Source organism: Streptomyces sp. NPDC038280 (genome assembly GCF_055600045.1).
Genome location: NZ_JBVJYZ010000013.1, coordinates 174,620 through 194,259 on the forward strand (window position 1 = coordinate 174,620; position 19,640 = coordinate 194,259).

The following is a 19,640-nucleotide window of genomic DNA, read 5'->3' on the forward strand; positions in this document are numbered from 1 at the left end:
CGTGAGCTGTTGCTGTGCCACGTCGTGTCGCCTCCTCACCCGAGTGGGGCAGCGGAACAGGGCGTAACACCTCAAACCATCACAAGGTGGGTGGCGAGCCCTGCATTCGGCAGCCGGAGGTCTACGTGGAGGGACAGCAGACACCCGAGGGAGTGGACCGACCGCGTCTGCGTGCCGGCGCGGCGGCCTTCACGTCCTTGATCGCGCTCGCCGCCACGGGCCTGGTCGCGGGCCCCGCCGAAGGCGTGTCGTCGGCGGGGCCCTGCGCCCTGCCACGCACCCAGGCCCACCACTCGCTGGGTGTGGACACGTGGAACGCGTCCTACGCCAAGCCCGCCCGGACCCTCAACGCGGTCATGATCTTCCTGTCCTTCCCGGACTCGACCCCGGTGATCACTCCCAAGGAGCTCGTCGCCGACTACTTCCCGGAGACCAGCCGCTTCTTCCTGCGCGCGTCCTACGGCCGGTTCGCCCTGCGCCCGCATCCGCAGACCGAGTGGATCCGGATGCCCAAGGCCTCCACCGCGTACGCCATACAGCGCGACTGGTCGCTGGAGCGGCGGACCGCCTATCTCCGCGACGCCGTCGCGGCCGCCGACCCGAAGGTCGACTTCTCCCGTTACGACGTCGTGTACCTGGTCGCCGACCCGGACGCGCCCGGCGTCGACTCCGACGCCACGAAGGTCGTGAACCTCGACCGGCCGCTCAGCGCCGACGGTACGGACATCCGGCGTGTCGTCACCGTCTTCGAGCGGCATCCCCCGGACCGCAATGTCCTCGCGCACGAGACTGGGCACGTCTTCGACCTTCCGGACCTCTACCACCGGCCGACGGACGGCAAGGGCGACTGGGACACCCACGTCGGGGACTGGGACGTCATGGGCAGCCAGTTCGGGCTCGCCCCGGATCTCTTCGGCTGGCACAAGTGGAAGCTGGGCTGGCTGGACGGGCGCCAGGTCCGCTGCGTCCAGGGGGCCGGCACGAGCATGTTCACCCTGGAGCCGCTGGCGGCCGCCCCCGTGCCCGGTGGCTCGGTCGGCACCAGGATGGCCGTGGTGCGGACCGGGGCGGGCAGCGCCCTGGCCATCGAGGCGCGCGGCTCGACCGGCAACGACGAGCAGACCTGCACCGAGGGCGTACTGATCTACCGCGTCCGCAATGAGACCGCGTCCGGAGAGGGGCCGATCCAGGTCGTCGACACGCATCCGAGGACCGAGGCCTGCTGGGACCGCTCGGTGTATCCGCCGCTCGCGGACGCGCCGCTGGCCGAGGGGGAGACGTACACGGTGCCGGGAACCCGGACGCGGGTGGAGGTGGCGGACCGTACGGCGACCGGGGCCTGGACCGTCAAGATCACGGTCGAGGACTGATCGCGCGAATGGCCGGCCCACCAGGGACCCGAGAAGGTCACCGGTCCCGCCTCGTGGGGGAGTGGGTACGAAAAAGCCCCCCGCTTCCGCGAGGGGCTTTTCCCGTCTGTGCGCCGCCAGGGACTCGAACCCCGGACCCGCTGATTAAGAGTCAGCTGCTCTAACCAACTGAGCTAGCGGCGCCTGCTGACGTCGTAGACCTTAGCATCCTGATCGGCGGGAGGAAAAATCGATATCCGCACGTCGGCGGCGGACGCCGCGCGGACGGCCCGGACGCAGGCCCAGAGCACCACCTCGGGTCCCGGAAGCCAGGGATGGCGGGTGTCGGGGGCGACCACCCAGCGCGGCTCGGCCGGCGTGCGGGGCGTCAGCGGCGGGATGGTCACGGCGTCCCCGGTCCCGTGGCAGAGGATCGGCGGTACGGCGTCGCCCCACTCCTCCCAGTGGAGGAGGGACGGTAACCGCTGGGCCGTCCCCGGGGCGGTGAAGAGCAGCATCCGGCCGCGGTGGAGGGCGACCGGGCCGGAGCCGGGGCCTTCCGACCAGAGCCGGTCCAGCATCCGGCGGCCGAAGATCGACTCCACGTTCACCACGTCGAACGCCGTGCCGCAGGGCAGGACCGCGGGGGCGCCGGGCCGGTTCTCCCACAGCGCCAGGGTGGAGCGGGGGTGGGACGAGGCGGACGCGAGCCAGTCGGCGCCGGCGGCCGTGACCTGTGCGGTGTGGTGCCGGCCCTCCTCGCGCAGCAGCCGGAAGACGTCCAGCCGTCGCTCGTCGGTGTCGCCGTGGGCCGGGCTCAGGGGGGATTCGTCTCGCAGCCATGCGCTCATGGCATTTACATGTACCGGGAGTGACAGCGCCGTTTCGTAGGGTTGGCGGAAACCGGGACACGGTGAGGCGGGGAGGAGTATCTTTCGCCCCGGCATATGCCAGAACACTTGTCCACTGGCGAGGAGCCGGACGGGCCGGGGCCGGCTAGCGCTCGTCGGCCCGGCCGCCGCCGAGCAGGTCCTGGCCGAACTCGATCATCTTCCGGGCATAGTCCTCGGTCCACTCCGCCCGCTCGGCGATGTCCGCCGGGGTCAGCCGGTCGAACCGGCGCGGGTCGCCCAGTTGCGCCGCCGCCATGGCCTGGAACTCGGTCGCCCGGTCCGTCGCCGCGCGGAACGCCAGCGTCAGTTCGGTCGCCCTGGCCAGCAGCTCGCGCGGATCCTCGATCGACTCCAGGTCGAAGAAGTGCTCGGGGTCGGCGGTGGCCTCGGCAGGCTCGAAGATCAGCGGCGCGGGTTTCAGTCGCCGCCGCTCGCTCCGCTCGGGTTCCGCCATCTCAAGCTCCTCCTCGCACGACATGGCCCGAGGTCCGGACCACCCTCCATTGTCCCTTGCTCCGCAAGGGGGGCCCAAGCTTCAGGGGGCGCACACCTCCCGGTTCACGCGGGCGTCCCGCTCATGGCGCCCAGCTCAGGCGGGCGTCCCGCTCATGGCGTCCAGCTCACGCGGTGCTCGGCCAGACGGGACAGCACCGCGTGGTTCGCCTCCCAGCCGTCCGGGAACTTCACGGTCACACCCAGCTGCACCGGCTCCGTCGACGGGTGCTCGTCGAGCAGGTCGGCGACGCCGGCGCGGCACACCACGATGCAGGCGTGGCGGTGGCGCGAGGCCAGGACGCACAGCCGGCCCGTCTCCAGGTGGAACGCCGTCGCGTCCGGGCGCCCCGAGAGCGGGTGGAGGACGACGGTGACGTCGTACTCCCTGCCCTGGAGACGGTTGGCGGTGTCGACCGTCACACCCGTCACGCCCAGTTCCGCCAGCGCGGCCCGTACCGCGGCCGCCTGGTCGCGGTGGGCCGTGCCGACCGCGATCCGGTCCGGCGTGAGCGGTGCGGGGTCCGGGGAGCGCTCGCTGGTCGCCGCTCCGCCCCGGTCCAGGAGGCGGCGCACCACCAGGGCCACGGCCCGCACCGCCTCGGGGTCCGTGCGCGGGGTGTGCCGCGCGGGCAGCTCCAGCAGGCCCCAGCCCGCCCCGGCCGCCTCGTCGATCACCCGGTCCGGGCCCGAACCGTCCGAGGGAACGCCGAAGGACAGGCGCCGATCGCCGTGGTCCGTCCCGCTGCGGAAGGGCGTGTACGGATAGAACGCGTCGGAGACGAGCTGCGCCGCCGACGCCGGAAGCCGCCAGGACACCGGCAGCCGGTGCTGCGGCAGCTCCGGATTGTGGGCGAGCAGCGTGGAGACCGCGCTGGCGGACGGATCGTAGGAGAGCCCCGCCCACTGGTCGGCGCCCACCACGCTGAACGGGTCCAACTGGCCCGGGTCGCCCACGAACAGCGCCCGCTCGAACAGCCCGGCCACGGCGAGCAGTGCGTCCGAGCGCATCTGGTACGCCTCGTCGACGATCGCGTGCGGCCAGGGCTCCACGCCCTTCACATGGGCCCACTTGGCGGCGGTCGAGATCACCACGCCCAGCCCGGCGAGATCACCGGCCTTCGCGGACTTCCGTACGCTCTCCAGGTCGTCGAGGGCCTTGTCGTACGGGTCGGAGTCATTGCTGTGCAGCCGCCCCACCGGAAGCCCGGGCCGCTTCTCGGCGAGCCGCAGGACCAGGTCGTCCACCTGGGCGTTGGTCTGCGCGATCACCATCAGCGGGCGTCCCGCGTCGGCGAGTTCGAGCGCGGCGCGCACCACGAGCGTCGACTTGCCGGCGCCGGGCGGGGAGTCGACGACGACGCCCCGGGTACTCCCGCGCAGGGTGTTCTCGAGAATCTCGGCGGTGGCCCGCGCGGCCTCCGCGCCGGGATCGAACGTCACAGCAGGTCCTCCGGGGTCACGGGGTCGGGGCTCTCGCCGGCGTCGGAGCCGGAGTGAGGCCCGCCGTGCGTCCACGGCGTCTCCTCCGGCTCCGGAAGCTTCGGGCCGCCGCGCTGGTCGTGCTCGAACAGCGTCCAGGCGAGCCGCTCGCCCTTCTGCGGAACTGTCCCCTCCGCCGGGTCCTTGGACCGGCCCATCCGGTCGAGGAGCCGCAGCACGAGAGCACCGTCCCCGTCCCGCCGGACGAACTCCGCCGTCTGCGGCTTCCCGTCCAGCGAGCGGTACACCTTCACCGAAGGATCCAGATGCGGCTGGTCGTCCGTGCGCACGGTGAGCAGCGGCCGCGGCGAGGGGCGCTTCGACTCCGTCCACGCCATCGTCACCTCGACGACCTCCGCAAGGAACGCCTCGCCCGACAACCTGCGCCCGGCCAGCACCAGCGGATCGTCCAGCGCCTCCTGGGCCTCCAGCTGCGCCTGCGCCGCCTCGCGCGACGCCAGCTTCCGCGCGGCCGTCACCGCGTCGTCGCGGCGCGGCTGCGGCGGCTCACCCGCGCGGACCCGGTCGCGGTGGCCGGTGAAGGACCACCGGTCCCGGGTCCACCGGTCGGCCACCCGTGCGCCCGCCGGAAGCGCGCGCAACAGGTCCAGACCCCGCCACACCGCGTCCCAGGTGGGCCTGAGCTGAGTCATCAGCAGACGGCGGATCTCCCGCTCGGCCGCCGACAGTTCGCCCAGCGACCGGTCCCCCTCCAGACCGTCCTCGGCGGCTGCCAGCGCCTGCCGGGCCCGGTCGTACCGCTCGATCGCGGGCGCGAGCAGCCGGTTGTCGAACGCCGGATCCGTCGCCGGACCGGCCGGCGGGCACACCAACTGGCCGTGCCGATCCCGGCCGAGCTCCGCCCGCAGCGCCGCGTCGGCCCCCGACTCACCCTCGCCCGCGTCGATCCAGGCGAGCAGCGCCCCCAAATGCTGGTCCTCCAGCGACGACTGTCCCGTCGCCCAGTGCCGGCCCAGCAGATCCGACGCCGACAGCAGCAGCGACGATCCCGGCACCCGCGCCCGCTCCCCGAAGTGCGTCAGCCAGCGCCCGAGCAGCGGCACGCGCGGCGGCGCCGGATAGGGCGTGTCCGGGTCCTGATCGGCCGTACGCCGGAACCGCATCGACCGGCCGAGCAGCCGTACGTACTCGACACCGGCCCTGCTCGGCACGATCAACTGCGGCGCGTCCGCGCACAGATCCACCTCGACCTTGACCTTCTTGCCGGTCTCCGGGTCCGTCTCGGCCCTCTCGGCGGCCTCCACGTCGTCGCCGTACCCGTCGATGTACGGCAGGACCTCCTCCGCGAGATCCGCCAGGAACGCGAACCGCAGATCCCGGTCGCGCGGCTGCGCCACGGCAAGGAAGCGGGGCGCCTCCCGGTCGGTGCCGACCAGCGCGCCCAGCGGCGCCCCGGCCTCACCGGCCGTGGTCAGCGGTACGAAGACCAGGGGCCGGTCCGACAGATGGCGGTGGCGGACCGTGGTCAGTGGCTGGGCCCGCCCCGACTCGACGGCCTCGAGTCGCGCCAGCGTTCCGATCAGCGACACGCGCGCACCTCCGCGGCGGCCGGGAAGAGCTCGGTCAGCACGGGCATTCGACCGTCTCCTCCGGTGTCCGTGTCGGTGCGCCCGCCAGGGCCTCGGCCCGCAGGCCCGCCGCCCGGCGCAGCGCCGCCACCGCCGGGTCGTCCGGATCCCCGGCCTCGCCGCGCGCCGCCGAGAGCACCGCGCCCACGGTGGTCAGTCCGCCCAGCTCGGCACGGACCGACCGGCCAAGGGTCTCCACCGCGCCTGCCCCGCGGGCCCGGTCACGGCAGTGGAAGGCCAGCTCGCAGGCGGACAGGCACTCCGGCGCGTAGGCGTGCGGCACCGACTCGACCGCCGCCGTCAGCTCGTCGGCCGAGCACGCCTGCAGATCGAACGTCGTCCCCGGCGGCAGCCCGTCGGCGATGTCCTCGACCCTCGTCAGCCGGGCCAGTTGCCGGCGGGTCACGGACACCTGCTTGCGCACGTCGACGACCGAGGCGGCCGGCAGATTGGAGAAGTCCTTGGGGCACACCAGCAGCACCGAGCGCGCCACCGACGCGCCCTCCGTCACGGCGGCGACCCGCTCCAGGGCCAGGACGTACACCGCCGCCTGGCGGGCCGCCGCGCCCACCTTCGACGCGTCCGCCGCCCCGTCGATCATCGGGAACGACTTGATCTCCACGACCGTCCACCGGCCGTCCGGATGCACCACCACCGCGTCCGGCTCCAGATAGGCGGGGGAGCCCGCGACCTCCAGGGCCAGCATCGGGTGGTCGAGCAGCGCCCAGCCGCCGGCCGCCGTGGCGTCGCGCAGCGCCAGCGCCGTCCGGGCCGCGCGGCCCTCCGGTCCGGCCGCCGCCAGATCCGGCACGGCGACGTCGCCCGGGTCCTCGGGGCCGAGCAGCCGCAGCAGCTCCCGGCCGCCGTCCGCCTTCACCCGGGCCTCGAAGGCATTGCCGCGCATGAACGCGAACTGCGACTGCCCGAAGGCCCCGGGAGAACCGAGCGCCTCCGCCAGAGCCGACTTGTCGACACCCGCCCCGTCGAGCAGGGCGCGCCGTCGGCATCCGGGGTTGGCGGCGAGCGCCGCCAGCGCGCGGGCGTCCAGTGGGTGCGGGACGGTGGCGGGACCGCGCAGCTCAGCGAGCCTTCCCCACGCTCTCGGCTTCGCCTGAGCTGGGGAGGCCCCATGCCGGAGAGTCGTCTGCGGCGGCACTGTCGTCCGCGGAGGACGAGGTCCGCTGCCCAGGGATTCGCTCACCCGCGGAAGTCTCGCATCCGGCACTGACAATCGGGGACGCCACCGCCACCCCGCCACCCGTCACGCGGTTCCGCACCCGGCCCATGAGCCGGGTCACGGGGCCGGTGAGCAGCAGTCCGATCCCCATGACGGCGACGCCGGCGACCGCGTCCAGGAAGTAGTGGTTCGCCGTGCCCATGACCACGATCACGGTCAGCAGCGGGTAGGCGACACCGAGGCCCTTGAGCAGCGGCGTCCGCCCGTACCGCCACAGCATCACCCCGCACCACAGCGCCCAGCCGACGTGCAGGCTCGGCATCGCCGCGTACTGGTTGGTCATGCCGCCGAGGCCGCGCGGGGCGCTCGCCTCGCCGCCCCACCAGCCGTAGGCGCTGAACTGGGCCATGGTGTCGACGAATCCATGGCCGGCGGCGAGGAGGCGGGGAGGGCAGGTGGGGAGCAGGGTGAAGCCGACGAGGCCGCAGAGGGTGGAGAGCATCAGCCAGGTGCGGGCGGCCCGGTAGCGGGTGGGCCGGCGGCGGAAGAGCCAGATCAGGATGGCCGGGGTGACCAGGTAGTGCAGGGAGGCGTAGGCGAAGTCGGCGGGTATGCCGAGGGCCGGGCTCCCGGTGAAGAGCCGGTTGAGCGGATGCTCGGCGTTGAGGTGGAGGCTCTTCTCCACGCGCAGGATCGCCAGGCCGTTGTCCACGGCCGTGGAGACATCGCCCCGGGCCAGCAGCCGGCCGCACGAGTACGCCGCGTACACGACGGCTATCAGCAGCAGTTCGGCCCACCAGCGGGGCCGGAACCGCGCGAGCGCGGGTGCGGACGCGGATGCGGGCGCTATCGCAGGCTGTGGCATCCGGACGTTCCCCCAACAAGTTGCTCATGCGGCCCTGGCCCCCTGAGGGACGCAGAGATCCTCACTCAGGTTGCCCGTCGATGCCCGCCGTTTACGTGCGCGATGATGGACGGGCACCGAATGTGAACCTCAGGGAGAGCCTCCATGGCACCGCGCATCCTGCTCGCCCGGCACGGCCAGACCGAGTGGTCGCTGCTCGGAAAACACACCGGCAGGACCGACATTCCCCTCCTCGACGAGGGCCGCCGCGGCGCCAAACTCCTGGGCGAGCGGCTGCACCGGGCGCCCTGGGACGGCCTGCCCGACGTCGAGGTCCGCACAAGCCCCCTGTCCCGGGCCCGCGTCACCTGCGAGCTGGCCGGCTTCGGCGACCGGGCCGAGGACTGGGACGCCCTGATGGAATGGGACTACGGCGCGTACGAGGGGATGACCCCCGCCGAGATCCACGCGACCCGCCCCGGGTGGCTGATCTGGCGCGACGGGGTCCCGGACGGCGAGACCATGGCCGAGCTGTCGGCCCGCGCCGACGAGGTCGTGACCTGGGCCCGCTCCGCCGAGCGCGACGGCCGCGACCTCCTGGTCTTCGCCCACGGCCACATCCTGCGCTCGATCGCCGCCCGCTGGCTCGGCGAGGACGTCTCCTTCGCCTCCCGCATCCGCCTGGACCCCACCAGCCTCTCCATCCTGAGCTGGGCCTACGGCGCCCCGGCGATGGAACGCTGGAACGACACGGGCCACTTGGAGGGCTAGTCCCCGCCCGGCCCCCGGGCGTCATCGGGGCCGGCCTCGATGACGACATCGGAGCCGAAGCCGCCGGTGAACGCGCCCCCGGCGCGCGGCTCCCGGCACGGTCGCCCCGGTCCCCGCGCCCCACCGCTACGCGTCGATCGAGGCCCGGCGGTCCAGGAACGACGAGACGCCCGGGGCGCCTCGTTGGGTGGTCAGGACCTCGACCGTGTCCGAGAGCATCGCGCGGATGCGGCTGGACTGGACCTCGTCCAGCAGGTCCAGGACCCGGTGGCCCGCCACCGCGGCCTCCTCCGGGGAACCGCCGCGGGCGAGGTCCGCCGCGAGTTGGGCGCGGTACAGCGCCAGGTTGCGGGCGAAGTGGGGGTTCTGCAGGACCGTCGCGCGGTGGGCGTGCCGGGCCGCGCGGCCCCACTCGCCCAGCTTCGACCAGCACTGCGCCTCCAGCGCCTCCAGCTCGGGCTCGCCGAAGAACGACATCCACTCGGGGTCCGCGTCGTCGGCGCCCCGGTCGAACAGCGTGTGCGCCCGGCCCAGCGCCTGCTCGCACGCGCTCCGGTCGCCGAGTCCCGCCCACGCGCCGGCCTCCCGCAGGGAGAGCAGCGACAGCAGCCGGGCCGACGGCAGATGCCGCGCGGCCCGCTGCCCGGCCTGCGCCGCCCGTACTGCCTCCCGGTACCGGCCCGCGTCCCTGGCCAGGAACGACGTGTTGCAGAAAGCATGCGCCTCAAGAGCCGGATCGCCGGCCACACGCGCGGTGGCCAGAGCCTCCGCGTAGTGCGAGCGGGCGTCCTCGAAGCGGCCCGAGTCATGGGCGAGCCACCCGACGGAGATGGCCAGTTCCCCCGCGCCGGCGTGAAGCCGGTCGGCGGTCGCGCGGCGGGCCGTGGTGCCCGCGTCGAGCAGTGCGTACGCGGCCCGCAGGGGCTCCGCGGCCCTCCGGTACAGGCCTTCCGCGCCATGGCGGTCGTCGAGCAGCCGGATCTGGCGCACCGCCTCCTCGACGGCGTTCACCTCCGCCTCGCCGATCCTGCGCTGGGCCGGGATCTGGCCCGTGAACTGGGTGGAGCCCGCGGCGAGGATGCCGCCGAACCCCAGCGAGGCCGCCGCCACGGTGGCGGTCCCACTCGTCATGAATGCGCGACGCAGCACGTCGCTCTCCTCATCGTTCCGGATCGAAGGGGGTGGCGCGGCGGCCGTGGTGCGCGCACCGCGGCCGCGTACGGTCTCCCGCGCCGAGAAGCCCAGGTCCGCCAGGGTCAGACCGGGGAACATATGCAGGAACACCCGCTCGTACGCGTAGTTGGGACAGCGGATCTCGCCCGCCTCGACGCGTCCGATGTAGCGGGCGTCGCAGGCGACCTGCTCGCCGATCTCCCGGGCGGCGCGGCGGACCACCGCGGCGAACTCCGCCGGGGAGTGCTGCCCGCGCAGTCTGCGAAAGGCGAGATTGGGAACTGCCCGTGACATCGCCATGGCCGAGCCCTCTCCTGTGCTGCCGGTGTTCCGGCGGGCAAGAACGTACCTGCTGTGACCGAATGCTCACGCAGTGTTTAGCTACAAACGGGATATCTCACCCGCGATCTGCCATGAACTGCCATCCTTTGCGGCGGCGTGCCGCCGTAGCTGTTGACGCCCCCGGACGTTGAACCATGTGGAGAGACGGAACGTGTCTCCATCAAGCGAGGAGGGGATCCCTTGTTGGAGGTCGGCATGGAGACCAGCCCGCGAACCGATGGCGGATCGCGTACGACTGCCCAGCACTGGCCCACTCCGGATGCGTCCGCGTCCCCGGTCGGTGCCGAGGGCGCGCCCTGTGACCTGGTGACCGTCCCTGCCCGTCAGGGCCTGGAGGCCGTCGACATCCTGCGCCGGGGCGGCGCCCCCGCCGTCGGCCCGGTGCTCCACGACGGGGCCTGCGACACCCTCGGCTTTCTGGTGCCGCCCGGCACGGCCGAGGGCTGGGACGTGCCGGGCAGCGCCTGCACCCAGACCTCGGGCCGCGGTCTGCGGATCCCCGACCTGCCCGACCTGCCGGAGGCCCCCGGGGCGCCGGCCGCCGCGGAGGCGTCCGGCTGGCTGCTGCCGCCCGACGACACCGGGGCGGTCACGGACCCGGTGGTCCTGCGCGAGGCGCTGGACGAGGCCGCCCGCATGATCGAAGCCGCCGACAACTGCCGCTGACCTCCGGCGGCGCGCCCCCCTGGCTCACGGGCCGATAATGGTCACGTGGCAAGGAACAAGCAGCGTGGCCGGGCGGCGGCCGTCGAGTCGGTCGTCGAGACCGTGGACGGCGGGCTCGCCGAACTCATACCCGACCGCGAGCGGCCCCGCGGCTGGACCCTGCTCATCGACGGCGCCCCGCAGTCCCATGTCGACCTCGACGACCCCGCCCATCTCGAATTCGCGTACCAGCGTCGCCTCGGCCACATCGCCGACCTCGTGGCCCCGGCCGGCCGCCCCCTGCAGGTCGTCCATCTCGGCGGCGGTGCCTTCACGCTCGCCCGGTACGTCGCCACCACGCGGCCCCGCTCCACCCAGCAGATCGTCGAGGTGGACGGCGCCCTGGTCCAGCTGGTCCGGCGCCGGCTGCCCCTGGACTCCGCAGCCCGGATCAGGGTGCGCTCCGGCGACGCCCGCGACGGGCTCGGCCGGATCCAGGACGGCTGGGCTGATCTCGTCATCGCGGACGTGTTCAGCGGGGCCCGTACACCCGCGCATCTGACCAGTACGGAGTTCCTGGCCGAGGTCCGCCGCGTACTGAAGCCCGGCGGGCACTATGCGGCCAACCTCGCCGACGGCCCGCCGCTGGCCCATCTGCGGGGCCAGATCGCCACCGCCGCGGCCGTCTTTCCCGAACTCGCCCTGGCCGCCGACCCGACCGTCCTGCGCGGCCGTCGTTTCGGCAACGCCGTTCTGCTAGCGTCCGATGTGCCGCTTCCCGTCGCCGAGCTGACGCGCAGGGTCGCCAGTGATCCGCACGCCGGACGGGTCGAACACGGGCGGGCGCTCAGCGACTTCACCGGCGGTGCGAGCGTGGTCACCGACGCGAGCGCCAAGCCCTCGCCCGTACCGCCCGCCTCCGCCTTCAGCTGACGACGCCGGCCGGGCGACTCCCAGCGCTCAGCGCTCGTCGATTTCGACCCTCGGCGCGGTGTCGTGCCAGACGCAGAAGACCGAGATCTCCCGGCCGCCCTGCGTGAAGGTCACCCGGATCCACGTCGGCTGCTTCCAGACCTGCATCTGCCACCCGGAGGAGGGCGTCGCCGAGACCAACTCGGCCGACCGCGTCCCCATGTCGAAGACCACCCGGCCGCCGTCGACGGTGTAGCTCTTCACCTCACCGCCGCTCGACGGGGACGCGTCCGCGCCGCGGGACGGCTTGTGCGACGGGGAGGGCGAGGCGGACGGCTTGCGGCTTCTGCCCGGCTTCGCCGACGGCGTGTCCGAGGGGGACTTCACGGGTGACGACTCGGGGGGCCGGGGACGACGGGTGGAGGACGACAGTGGGCGCGCGCCCTGGGAGGTCGGGCTGTCGGCCGTGATCGGCAGGGCGGTGGGCGGGTCGTACGCGGTGCCCGACATCACGGTGTGGACACCCCACCACGAGAGCGTGACCGCCGCGCCGGTGGCGAGCGACCACGCCAAGACGTGAACAAGTCCTCTACGCATCCGGGCCATAGTGCACCACTGGTCACATCGGCGTCCCAGGGGGTTCCGCATCCCCCGTATGGCGTACGGTGCCGCCCATGGCAAGTGTGCTCGTGGTCGAGGACGACCAGTTCGTGCGCTCCGCCCTCATCCGGCACCTGACCGCGCTTCCGGGGGAATCCCACACCGTACGGAGCGTCGGCACGGCCCTCGAGGCGCTGCGCGAGGTGGCCCATTTCCGTTTCGACGTGGTCATCCTCGACCTCGGCCTGCCCGATCTGGACGGGGCCGAGGCGCTCAAGATGCTGCGCGGGATCACCGACGTACCGGTGATCATCGCGACCGCGCGGGACGACGAGGCGGAGATCGTGCGGCTGCTGAACGACGGCGCCGACGACTATCTCACCAAGCCCTTCTCGGTGGAGCACCTGTCCGCGCGGATGGCCGCGGTCCTGCGCAGGTCCCGGGTGGCCGCCGGTGAGGTACCGCCGTCGCGGGTGATCCAGGTCGGCGGGCTCTCCATCGATCCGCTGCGGCGCCAGGCCGAACTGGACGGGGTACGGCTGGACCTGACCCGGCGCGAGTTCGACCTGCTGGCGTTCCTGGCGGGGCGGCCCGGTGTGGTGGTGCCGCGCAAGGAGCTGCTCGCCGAGGTGTGGCAGCAGTCGTACGGCGACGACCAGACCATTGACGTCCATCTATCGTGGTTGCGGCGCAAATTGGGGGAAACAGCGGCCAAGCCCCGCTATCTGCACACCCTGCGGGGTGTGGGAGTGAAGCTGGAGCCGCCGGCCGTGGATCCGCGATGAGGTGGGCGCTGGTCAAGGTGTCCCTCGCCGTCACCGCGATGGTCGTCGTGGCCTTCGCCGTGCCGCTCGGGCTCGTCATCAAGGAGATGGCCCGCGACCGGGCGATCACCAACGCCGAACGGCAGGCCGCCGCCATCGGCCCCAGCCTCTCCATCACCACCGACCGCGGCCAGCTGGACCGGGCCGTCGCCTCCACCGCGGCCGGGGCCGCCGGGCGGATGGCGGTGCACATTCCGGCACCGGACGAAGCGGGCGGCCAGGCGCTGGAGATCGGCACGGGCCGGGCCGCGCCGAAGGACCTGGAGACCGTGCAGCGGCTCCCCCGGGCGTCGATCACGGAGGTGGAGGGCGGCTCCGCGCTGCTCCAGCCGATCGCGCTCGGCAGCGGCCAGATCGCGGTCGTCGAGGTCTTCGTGCCCGAGGGCGAGGTCTCCAACGGGGTGGCCACCGCCTGGCTGGTGCTCGCCGGTGTCGGTGTCGCGCTGATCGTCGGCTCCGTGGCGGTCGCCGACCGGCTCGGCGTACGCATGGTCCAGCCCGCCCAGCGGCTCGCGGGCGCCGCCCACGACCTCGGTGAGGGCAGGCTCGGGGCGCGCGTCCCCGAGGAGGGGCCGCCCGAGCTGCGGTCGGCCGCGATCGCCTTCAACTCCATGGCCGACCAGGTCGTCCAGCTGCTCGCGAACGAACGGGAGCTGGCGGCGGACCTCTCGCACCGGCTGCGTACCCCGCTGACCGTGCTGCGGCTGAACGCCGCCTCCCTGGGGGAGGGGCCGGCCGCCGACCAGACGCGTGCCGCTGTCGAACAGCTGGAGCGGGAGGTCGACACGATCATCCGCACCGCGCGCGAGGCGAAGCCACAGACCCAGGCGACGGGGCCCGGCGCCGGCTGCGACGCCTCCGAAGTCGTACGGGAGCGGATGGACTTCTGGTCCGCGCTCGCGGAGGACGAGGGACGCAAGGTGCGGGTCGCGGGCATCGAGCGCCCGGTACGCATCCCGGTCGCCCGGCCCGAACTGGTCGCCGCTCTGGACGCGTTGCTTGGCAACGTCTTCCGTCACACCCCCGAGGGCACCGCCTTCTCGGTCGACGTCCACAACGGCGACGACGCCGTGATCGTGCTCGTCTCGGACGCGGGACCGGGCATCGCCGACCCGGAGGCCGCCATGACGCGCGGCAACAGCGGGGCCAGGGACGGCTCGACGGGTCTCGGCCTGGACATCGTGCGCCGGGTCGCCGAGTCCACCGGCGGAGACGTACGGATCGGGCACTCGGTGCTCGGCGGTACGGAGGTGCGGATCTGGATCGGCCTGGGGCATGACGGGCGGCACGGTACGGAGGGGCGGCGCGGGCACCGGGTCGGGCGACGCCCGGTCCGCCGCAGAGGTCTGAACCATTAATCGGTCCCGATGGCTCCCTTAAGCGGACCCTAAGCTTCCCAACCACCGCCCCGAAGCGGCCGTTTGTCCGTTTCGCTGTCGCTAGCGTGCTGCCCGTTCAACCCCCCACCCCCGTAACGCAGAGGCAGGGCACCGATGGGCACCAGGACGGGCACGAGTTCGCACCGGCGCAGGACGAGCGGCAGGACGAAGGCGGTCGGCGCGGTCGTGGCGGCCGCGGTGATCGGCGGCGCGGCCTTCGCGCTCACCGGTACCGCGCAGGCCGCGGCCGTCGGCGCCGCGTACACGAAGACCAGCTCCTGGACCGGTGGGTACACCGGTCAGTACGTCATCACCAATGAGACGGACAAGGCCCAGTCGGACTGGACGCTGGAATTCGATCTGCCGGCCGGTACGGCCATCGGCTCCCTGTGGAACGGTGAGCACACCGTCTCCGGGCGGCATGTGACCGTGAAGCCCGCGAGCTGGAACAAGCAGCTCGCACCCGGCGCGTCCGTCACCGTCGGCTTCGTGACCTCCGCCTCCGGCGTGGCGGGCGACCCGTCCGGCTGTCTCATCAACAAGGCCGCCTGCTCGGTCGACGAGGGCGGCACCCCGCAGCCCAGCGGCCGCCCCACCGAGAAGCCGACCGCCACGCCCACGCCCACCGCGAAGCCGACGGCCAAGCCGACTCCGACCCCCACCGTGACGGCCACCGCCACGCCGACCCCCACGGCTCCCACGACACCGCCCGCCTCGGGCGGCGCCCGGTTCGCCCCGTACGTCGACACCTCGCTGTACCCGGCGTACGACCTGGTCGCCACCGCCGCCGCCACCGGTGTGAAGGAGTTCAACCTCGCCTTCATCACCTCCGGTGGCTCCTGCGCCCCGCTGTGGGGCGGGGTCACCGACCTGGCGAGCGACAAGGTCGCCGCGCAGATAGGCGCACTGCGGGCCAAGGGCGGTGACGTCCGTGTCTCGTTCGGTGGCGCGGCGGGTCACGAACTGGCCCTGAACTGCGCGTCCGCCGGTGACCTGGCGAAGGCGTACGGCAAGGTCGTCGACCAGTACGAGCTCACCAAGGTCGACTTCGACATCGAGGGCGCGGCGCTGCCCGACGCCGCCGCCAACACCCGCCGCTCGCAGGCCATCGCACAGCTCCAGAAGTCCCACCCGGGGCTGGACGTCTCCTTCACGCTGCCGGTGATGCCCGAGGGGCTGACGCAGCCCGGCGTGGACCTGCTCGCCGATGCCAAGAAGAACGGTGTGAAGATCGCCGCCGTCAACATCATGGCCATGGACTACGGTCCGGCGTACAGCGGTGACATGGGCGCGTACGCCATCCAGGCGGCGACGGCCACCCAGGCGCAGATCAAGGGGGTCCTCGGTCTTTCCGACGCGGCCGCCTGGAAGGCCGTCGCGGTGACTCCGATGATCGGTGTGAACGACGTCACGACCGAGATCTTCAAGGTCGAGGACGCGACGCAGCTGGTGGACTTCGCGAAGTCGAAGGGGCTGGGCTGGCTGTCGATGTGGTCCTCGACGCGGGACAAGCAGTGCGCGGGAGGTGCGGTGAACCACGCGGACGCGACCTGCAGTTCGATCCTCCAGCAGCCGCAGGCCTTCACGAAGGCGTTCGCCGCCTACAAGTAGAGCGCAGCGCGTCTCAAGACCCTCGCGCCCCCCACACCGCGTGCCCCGGCCGGGCCCACCCCCCACCCGGCCGGGGCACGCCCCCGTTCCCCCTCGCGGTGCCTCACTCGAGGGGAGGCTCCGGCAGCACGCCCGAGCGGGCGAGCCGCGCGTACCAGTGGGCGCTCGACTTCGGTGTGCGGGCCTGGGTGGCGTAGTCGACATGGACCGCGCCGAAGCGCTTGCCGTAGCCGTAGGACCATTCGAAGTTGTCCATCAGCGACCAGAGGAAGTAGCCGCGGACGTCCGCGCCCTCCGCCATGGCCTGGTGGACGGCGGTCAGATGGGCGTGCACGTAACGGATCCGGTCGGGGTCGTGGACCGTGCCGTCGGCGGACGGCTTGTCGGGGTACGCGGCGCCGTTCTCGGTGATCACCAACGGCAGGCCCGGCGCCTCCCGGGTGTAGCGCAGCAACAGGTCGTAGAGGCCGCTCGGGTCGATGCTCCACCCCATGTCGGTGACGTCGCCCGGCGGTTGGTGGAAGGCCACGGAGCCGGCGGCCGGCCAGGGCGAGTGGTCGGACGAGCCGTGGCCGTCATGACGGTCCGCGGGCTCGTTGTCAGTGGCGGCCGATACAACTGACGGTGCGTAGTAGTTGATGCCGAGCGAGTCCAGGGGGTGTCGGATGACGGCCGGATCGTCGTCGTGGACGAAGGACCAGTCGGTGAGGCGTGCGGTGTCCTCGATCAGGTCCTGGGGGTATGCGCCGTGGAGCAGGGGGCCGGTGAAGATCCGGTTCGCGAGCGCGTCGATACGGCGCTGGGCGTCCAGGTCCGCCGGGCTCTGGGTCCTGGCCCTGACGGCACTGGGGTTGAGGCTGATGGAGAGCTGGGCGCCGGAGGGGAGCGCCGAGCGGAGCGTCTGGGCGGCGAGACCGTGGCCGAGGTTCAGGTGGTGGGCGGCGCGCAGGGCCGCGACCGGGTCGGTCCGGCCGGGGGCGTGGACCCCGGAGCCGTACCCGAGAAAGGCGCTGCACCAGGGCTCGTTGAGGGTGGTCCAGCGCTGGACGCGGTCGCCGAGGGCGTCGGCGACGATACCGGCGTAGTCGGCGAAGCGGTACGCGGTCTCCCGCTCCGGCCAGCCGCCGGCCGACTCCAGCTCCTGGGGCAGGTCCCAGTGGTAGAGGGTGAGAACCGGCTCGATGGAGTGTGCGAGCAGATCGTCGACGAGGGCGCGGTAGAAGTCCAGGCCCCGCTGCTGGGCCGGACCCCGGCCGGTGGGCTGGACGCGCGACCAGGACACCGAGAAGCGGTAGGCGTTGAGGCCGAGATCCGCCATCAGCCGGACGTCGTCGGCGCGGCGGTGGAAGTGGTCGGTGGCGAGGTCGCCGGTGTCGCCGTTCTCGGTCCTGCCGGGCGTGTGACTGAAGATGTCCCAGATGGAGGGCGTGCGTCCGCCTTCGGACACCGCGCCCTCGACCTGGTACGCGGCGGTGGCGGTGCCCCACAGAAAGCCGTCCGGAAAGCTGACGGGCATGGTCGTCGACTCCCAACGCGAGAGGGATGGAGGAATGGAGGAGTGAGATGAGGTGAGCTGAGGAGGTGAGGCCGGGGTCCCGGAGGCCGGAGCGGGGAGCCGGCGGGTCAGCCCTTGACCGCGCCCTGCATGATGCCGCCGACGATCTGCTTGCCGAAGATCACGAAGGCGATGAGCAGCGGCAGCGTGCCGAGCAGCGCACCAGCCATGATCACCGACTGGTCGGGGATGTACCCCCGGCCCAGACCGGTCAGCGCCACCTGCACGGTCGGACTGCCGTTCTGGGTGAGCGCGATGATCGGCCAGAAGAAGTCGTTCCAGGCCATGACGAAGCTGAGCATGGCGAGGACCGCCATCGCCGGGCGGGCCACGGGAAAGACCACGTGCCACACCACGCGCCAGCTGCTCGCGCCGTCCACGCGGGCAGCCTCGATCAGCTCGGTGGGCAGCGCCTCCACCAGGTACTGCCGCATGAAGAACACACCGAACGCGCTCACCAGGGTCGGCAGGACGACCGACTGCAGCCGGTCCGTCCAGGAGAGCTCGGCGATCAGCATGTAGAGCGGTACGACGCTGAGCTGCGGCGGCACCATCATCGTGCCGATCACCAGCAGCAGAAGGAGGTTCTTGAGACGGAAGCGGAGCTTGGCGAAGGCGAAACCGGCCAGCGTGGAGAAGAGGACCGTCCCGGCCGCGACCGAGGTCGCGGCCACCGTGGTGTTGAGCAGGGCCGTGCCCATGTTGGCGTCGGTCCACGCGGTACCGAGGTTCTTGAAGAGGTTCCCGCCGAACCAAAGGGGCGGCGGAGTCTGGGCGAGCCGGGTGTTCGACCGGGAGGCCGCGATCGCCGTCCACACCAGGGGGAGGAGGGAGCCGGCGGTGAAGACGATCAGTACGGCGTAGGTGAGGCGGCCGCCGTACCGCTGACGTCCGGCGCGCTTGGTGTCCAGCATGTCGTCAAACCCCCTGGGAACTCGTGCGCAGACGACGGCCGATCAGCCAGTTGACCGCCCCCACCAGCAGCAGGATCAGGAACATCGTCCAGGCGATCGCCGAGGCCCGGCCCAGATGGAGGTTCACCCAGCCCTGCTCGTACAGATAGAGCCCGAGCGTCTGGAACTGGTGCTCGGAGCCACCGGTCGCGCCCGCGCTGCCGTTGAACAGCAGCGGCTCGCCGAACAGCTGGGTCGCGCCGATCGTCGAGACGACACAGGTGAAGAGGATCGTCGGCCGCAGCGAGGGGAGGGTGACATGTCTGAACTGCTGGAGACGGGAGGCGCCGTCCAGGGCGGCCGACTCGTACAGGTCGTGCGGGATCGCCTGCATCGCCGCCAGATAGATCAGCGCGTTGTACCCCGTCCAGCGCCACACGACGATCGTGGACACCGCGATCTGCGAGGTCCAGCGCCCGTTCTGCCAGTCGACGGCGTCCAGACCGACCAGTCCCAGGCCCCAGTTGACCATCCCGTAGTCGCGTCCGAAGAGCAGCACGAAGACGAGCGTCGCGGCGGCGACCGAGGTGGCGTACGGAGTGAGGACCGCGACCCGGAAGAACGTCGAGCCGCGCAGCTTGAAGTTGAGCAGATGCGCGATGCCCAGGGCCATCAGCAGCTGCGGCACGGTGGAGAGCAGTCCGATGGTGACCGTGTTGGTCAGCGCGTTCCAGAAGAACTCGTCGTCCAGGAGCCGGGAGAAGTTCCGCAGCCCCACCCAGTCCATGTCGGTCGGCGCGGTGAGCTCCACCCGGTGCAGGGAGGCCCAGCCCGTGTAGAGGAGTGGAAACAACCCGAAGGCCGCGAAGAAGAGGAAGAAGGGAGCGACGAAGGCGTACGGACTCCAGCGCATGTCGCGCCGGTACCAGCGGCTGCGCCGGGCGTGACGCCGCTCCTCGGCCGTCCGGTTGCCCGCCGCCGCGCCCTCCCCCTTGAGGGAAGGCGCCGCGGCGTCGTCACTCGCCGGGCCGGCGCCGCCCGCGCCCGTCGTCACCTCGCCCGCGTCCGTCACCTCGGTCACGTCGGCCATGGCGTTCTCCGCTTACTGC

18 protein-coding genes and 1 tRNA gene are annotated in these 19,640 nt (G+C 72.4%); 7 read left to right on the forward strand and 12 right to left on the reverse strand.

Annotation, left to right across the window (positions count from 1 at the left end):
- The first annotated feature begins 125 nt into the window (after positions 1-125).
- Entirely contained in the window at positions 126-1,370 is a 1,245-nt protein-coding gene (locus ACZ7J0_RS24605; RefSeq protein ID WP_470890779.1) for a M6 family metalloprotease domain-containing protein, read from the forward strand.
- A 109-nt stretch (positions 1,371-1,479) separates the two neighbouring features.
- On the opposite strand, the gene ACZ7J0_RS24610 is transcribed toward ACZ7J0_RS24605, so the two are convergent.
- From ACZ7J0_RS24610 to ACZ7J0_RS24640, 7 genes are all read right to left on the reverse strand, one after another.
- Positions 1,480-1,553: transfer RNA gene (locus tag ACZ7J0_RS24610), tRNA-Lys, on the reverse strand.
- Positions 1,544-2,200, reverse strand: a complete 657-nt coding sequence (locus ACZ7J0_RS24615; RefSeq protein ID WP_470890707.1) for a bifunctional DNA primase/polymerase — start codon at positions 2,198-2,200, stop codon at positions 1,544-1,546. The genes ACZ7J0_RS24610 and ACZ7J0_RS24615 overlap by 10 nt, the downstream gene beginning before the upstream one ends.
- 145 nt (positions 2,201-2,345) lie before the next feature.
- The gene (locus ACZ7J0_RS24620) at positions 2,346-2,696 is read right to left on the reverse strand and encodes a hypothetical protein (protein WP_470890709.1); all 351 of its coding nucleotides are present in this window, start codon (positions 2,694-2,696) and stop codon (positions 2,346-2,348) included.
- A gap of 152 nt (positions 2,697-2,848) precedes the next feature.
- Positions 2,849-4,177: an AAA family ATPase gene (locus ACZ7J0_RS24625; RefSeq protein WP_470890711.1), complete on the reverse strand. Its 1,329-nt coding sequence runs from the start codon at positions 4,175-4,177 to the stop codon at positions 2,849-2,851.
- The gene (locus ACZ7J0_RS24630; protein ID WP_470890713.1) at positions 4,174-5,766 is read right to left on the reverse strand and encodes a hypothetical protein; all 1,593 of its coding nucleotides are present in this window, start codon (positions 5,764-5,766) and stop codon (positions 4,174-4,176) included. The genes ACZ7J0_RS24625 and ACZ7J0_RS24630 overlap by 4 nt, the downstream gene beginning before the upstream one ends.
- A 34-nt stretch (positions 5,767-5,800) precedes the next feature.
- Positions 5,801-6,961, reverse strand: coding sequence for a hypothetical protein (locus ACZ7J0_RS24635; protein WP_470890714.1), 1,161 nt, complete (start codon positions 6,959-6,961; stop codon positions 5,801-5,803).
- Complete coding sequence (locus tag ACZ7J0_RS24640; RefSeq protein ID WP_470890716.1) at positions 6,885-7,847, reverse strand: phosphatase PAP2 family protein; 963 nt, start codon at positions 7,845-7,847, stop codon at positions 6,885-6,887. Before ACZ7J0_RS24640 ends, ACZ7J0_RS24635 begins: the two co-directional genes overlap by 77 nt.
- A gap of 144 nt (positions 7,848-7,991) precedes the next feature.
- On the opposite strand from ACZ7J0_RS24640, the gene ACZ7J0_RS24645 reads away from it, so the two are divergent.
- Positions 7,992-8,597: a histidine phosphatase family protein gene (locus ACZ7J0_RS24645; RefSeq protein ID WP_470890717.1), complete on the forward strand. Its 606-nt coding sequence runs from the start codon at positions 7,992-7,994 to the stop codon at positions 8,595-8,597.
- A 126-nt stretch (positions 8,598-8,723) separates the two neighbouring features.
- Here the strand turns inward: ACZ7J0_RS24645 and ACZ7J0_RS24650 are convergent, their stop codons facing one another.
- The gene (locus ACZ7J0_RS24650) at positions 8,724-10,070 is read right to left on the reverse strand and encodes a tetratricopeptide repeat protein (RefSeq protein ID WP_470890719.1); all 1,347 of its coding nucleotides are present in this window, start codon (positions 10,068-10,070) and stop codon (positions 8,724-8,726) included.
- A 237-nt stretch (positions 10,071-10,307) separates the two neighbouring features.
- Between ACZ7J0_RS24650 and ACZ7J0_RS24655 the strand changes: the two genes are divergently transcribed.
- Positions 10,308-10,778 (forward strand): hypothetical protein, encoded by a 471-nt coding sequence (locus tag ACZ7J0_RS24655; protein ID WP_470890721.1) that lies wholly within the window; start codon positions 10,308-10,310, stop codon positions 10,776-10,778.
- Between the two features lie 45 nt (positions 10,779-10,823).
- Positions 10,824-11,690: a spermidine synthase gene (locus ACZ7J0_RS24660; RefSeq protein WP_470890723.1), complete on the forward strand. Its 867-nt coding sequence runs from the start codon at positions 10,824-10,826 to the stop codon at positions 11,688-11,690.
- A gap of 27 nt (positions 11,691-11,717) precedes the next feature.
- Here ACZ7J0_RS24660 and ACZ7J0_RS24665 read toward each other — a convergent pair whose 3' ends face one another.
- The gene (locus tag ACZ7J0_RS24665; protein ID WP_470890725.1) at positions 11,718-12,275 is read right to left on the reverse strand and encodes a hypothetical protein; all 558 of its coding nucleotides are present in this window, start codon (positions 12,273-12,275) and stop codon (positions 11,718-11,720) included.
- A 68-nt stretch (positions 12,276-12,343) separates the two neighbouring features.
- Here ACZ7J0_RS24665 and ACZ7J0_RS24670 point away from each other — a divergent pair, with 68 nt between their 5' ends.
- The 3 genes from ACZ7J0_RS24670 to ACZ7J0_RS24680 all read left to right on the forward strand — a co-directional run bounded on the left by ACZ7J0_RS24670 (position 12,344) and on the right by ACZ7J0_RS24680 (position 16,083).
- A complete protein-coding gene (locus tag ACZ7J0_RS24670) occupies positions 12,344-13,054 on the forward strand; it encodes a response regulator transcription factor (RefSeq protein WP_470890727.1) in 711 nt (236 codons plus the stop codon).
- Positions 13,051-14,451: a sensor histidine kinase gene (locus ACZ7J0_RS24675; RefSeq protein WP_470890729.1), complete on the forward strand. Its 1,401-nt coding sequence runs from the start codon at positions 13,051-13,053 to the stop codon at positions 14,449-14,451. Before ACZ7J0_RS24670 ends, ACZ7J0_RS24675 begins: the two co-directional genes overlap by 4 nt.
- Positions 14,452-14,586: 135 nt before the next feature.
- Positions 14,587-16,083, forward strand: a complete 1,497-nt coding sequence (locus ACZ7J0_RS24680) for a glycoside hydrolase family 18 protein (RefSeq protein WP_470890730.1) — start codon at positions 14,587-14,589, stop codon at positions 16,081-16,083.
- Between the two features lie 103 nt (positions 16,084-16,186).
- Here ACZ7J0_RS24680 and ACZ7J0_RS24685 read toward each other — a convergent pair whose 3' ends face one another.
- From ACZ7J0_RS24685 to ACZ7J0_RS24695, 3 genes are all read right to left on the reverse strand, one after another.
- Entirely contained in the window at positions 16,187-17,599 is a 1,413-nt protein-coding gene (locus ACZ7J0_RS24685) for a GH1 family beta-glucosidase (protein ID WP_470890731.1), read from the reverse strand.
- A gap of 107 nt (positions 17,600-17,706) precedes the next feature.
- Positions 17,707-18,552, reverse strand: coding sequence for a carbohydrate ABC transporter permease (locus ACZ7J0_RS24690; protein ID WP_470890733.1), 846 nt, complete (start codon positions 18,550-18,552; stop codon positions 17,707-17,709).
- A gap of 4 nt (positions 18,553-18,556) precedes the next feature.
- The gene (locus ACZ7J0_RS24695; protein ID WP_470890735.1) at positions 18,557-19,621 is read right to left on the reverse strand and encodes a carbohydrate ABC transporter permease; all 1,065 of its coding nucleotides are present in this window, start codon (positions 19,619-19,621) and stop codon (positions 18,557-18,559) included.
- Between the last annotated feature and the right edge of the window lie 19 nt (positions 19,622-19,640).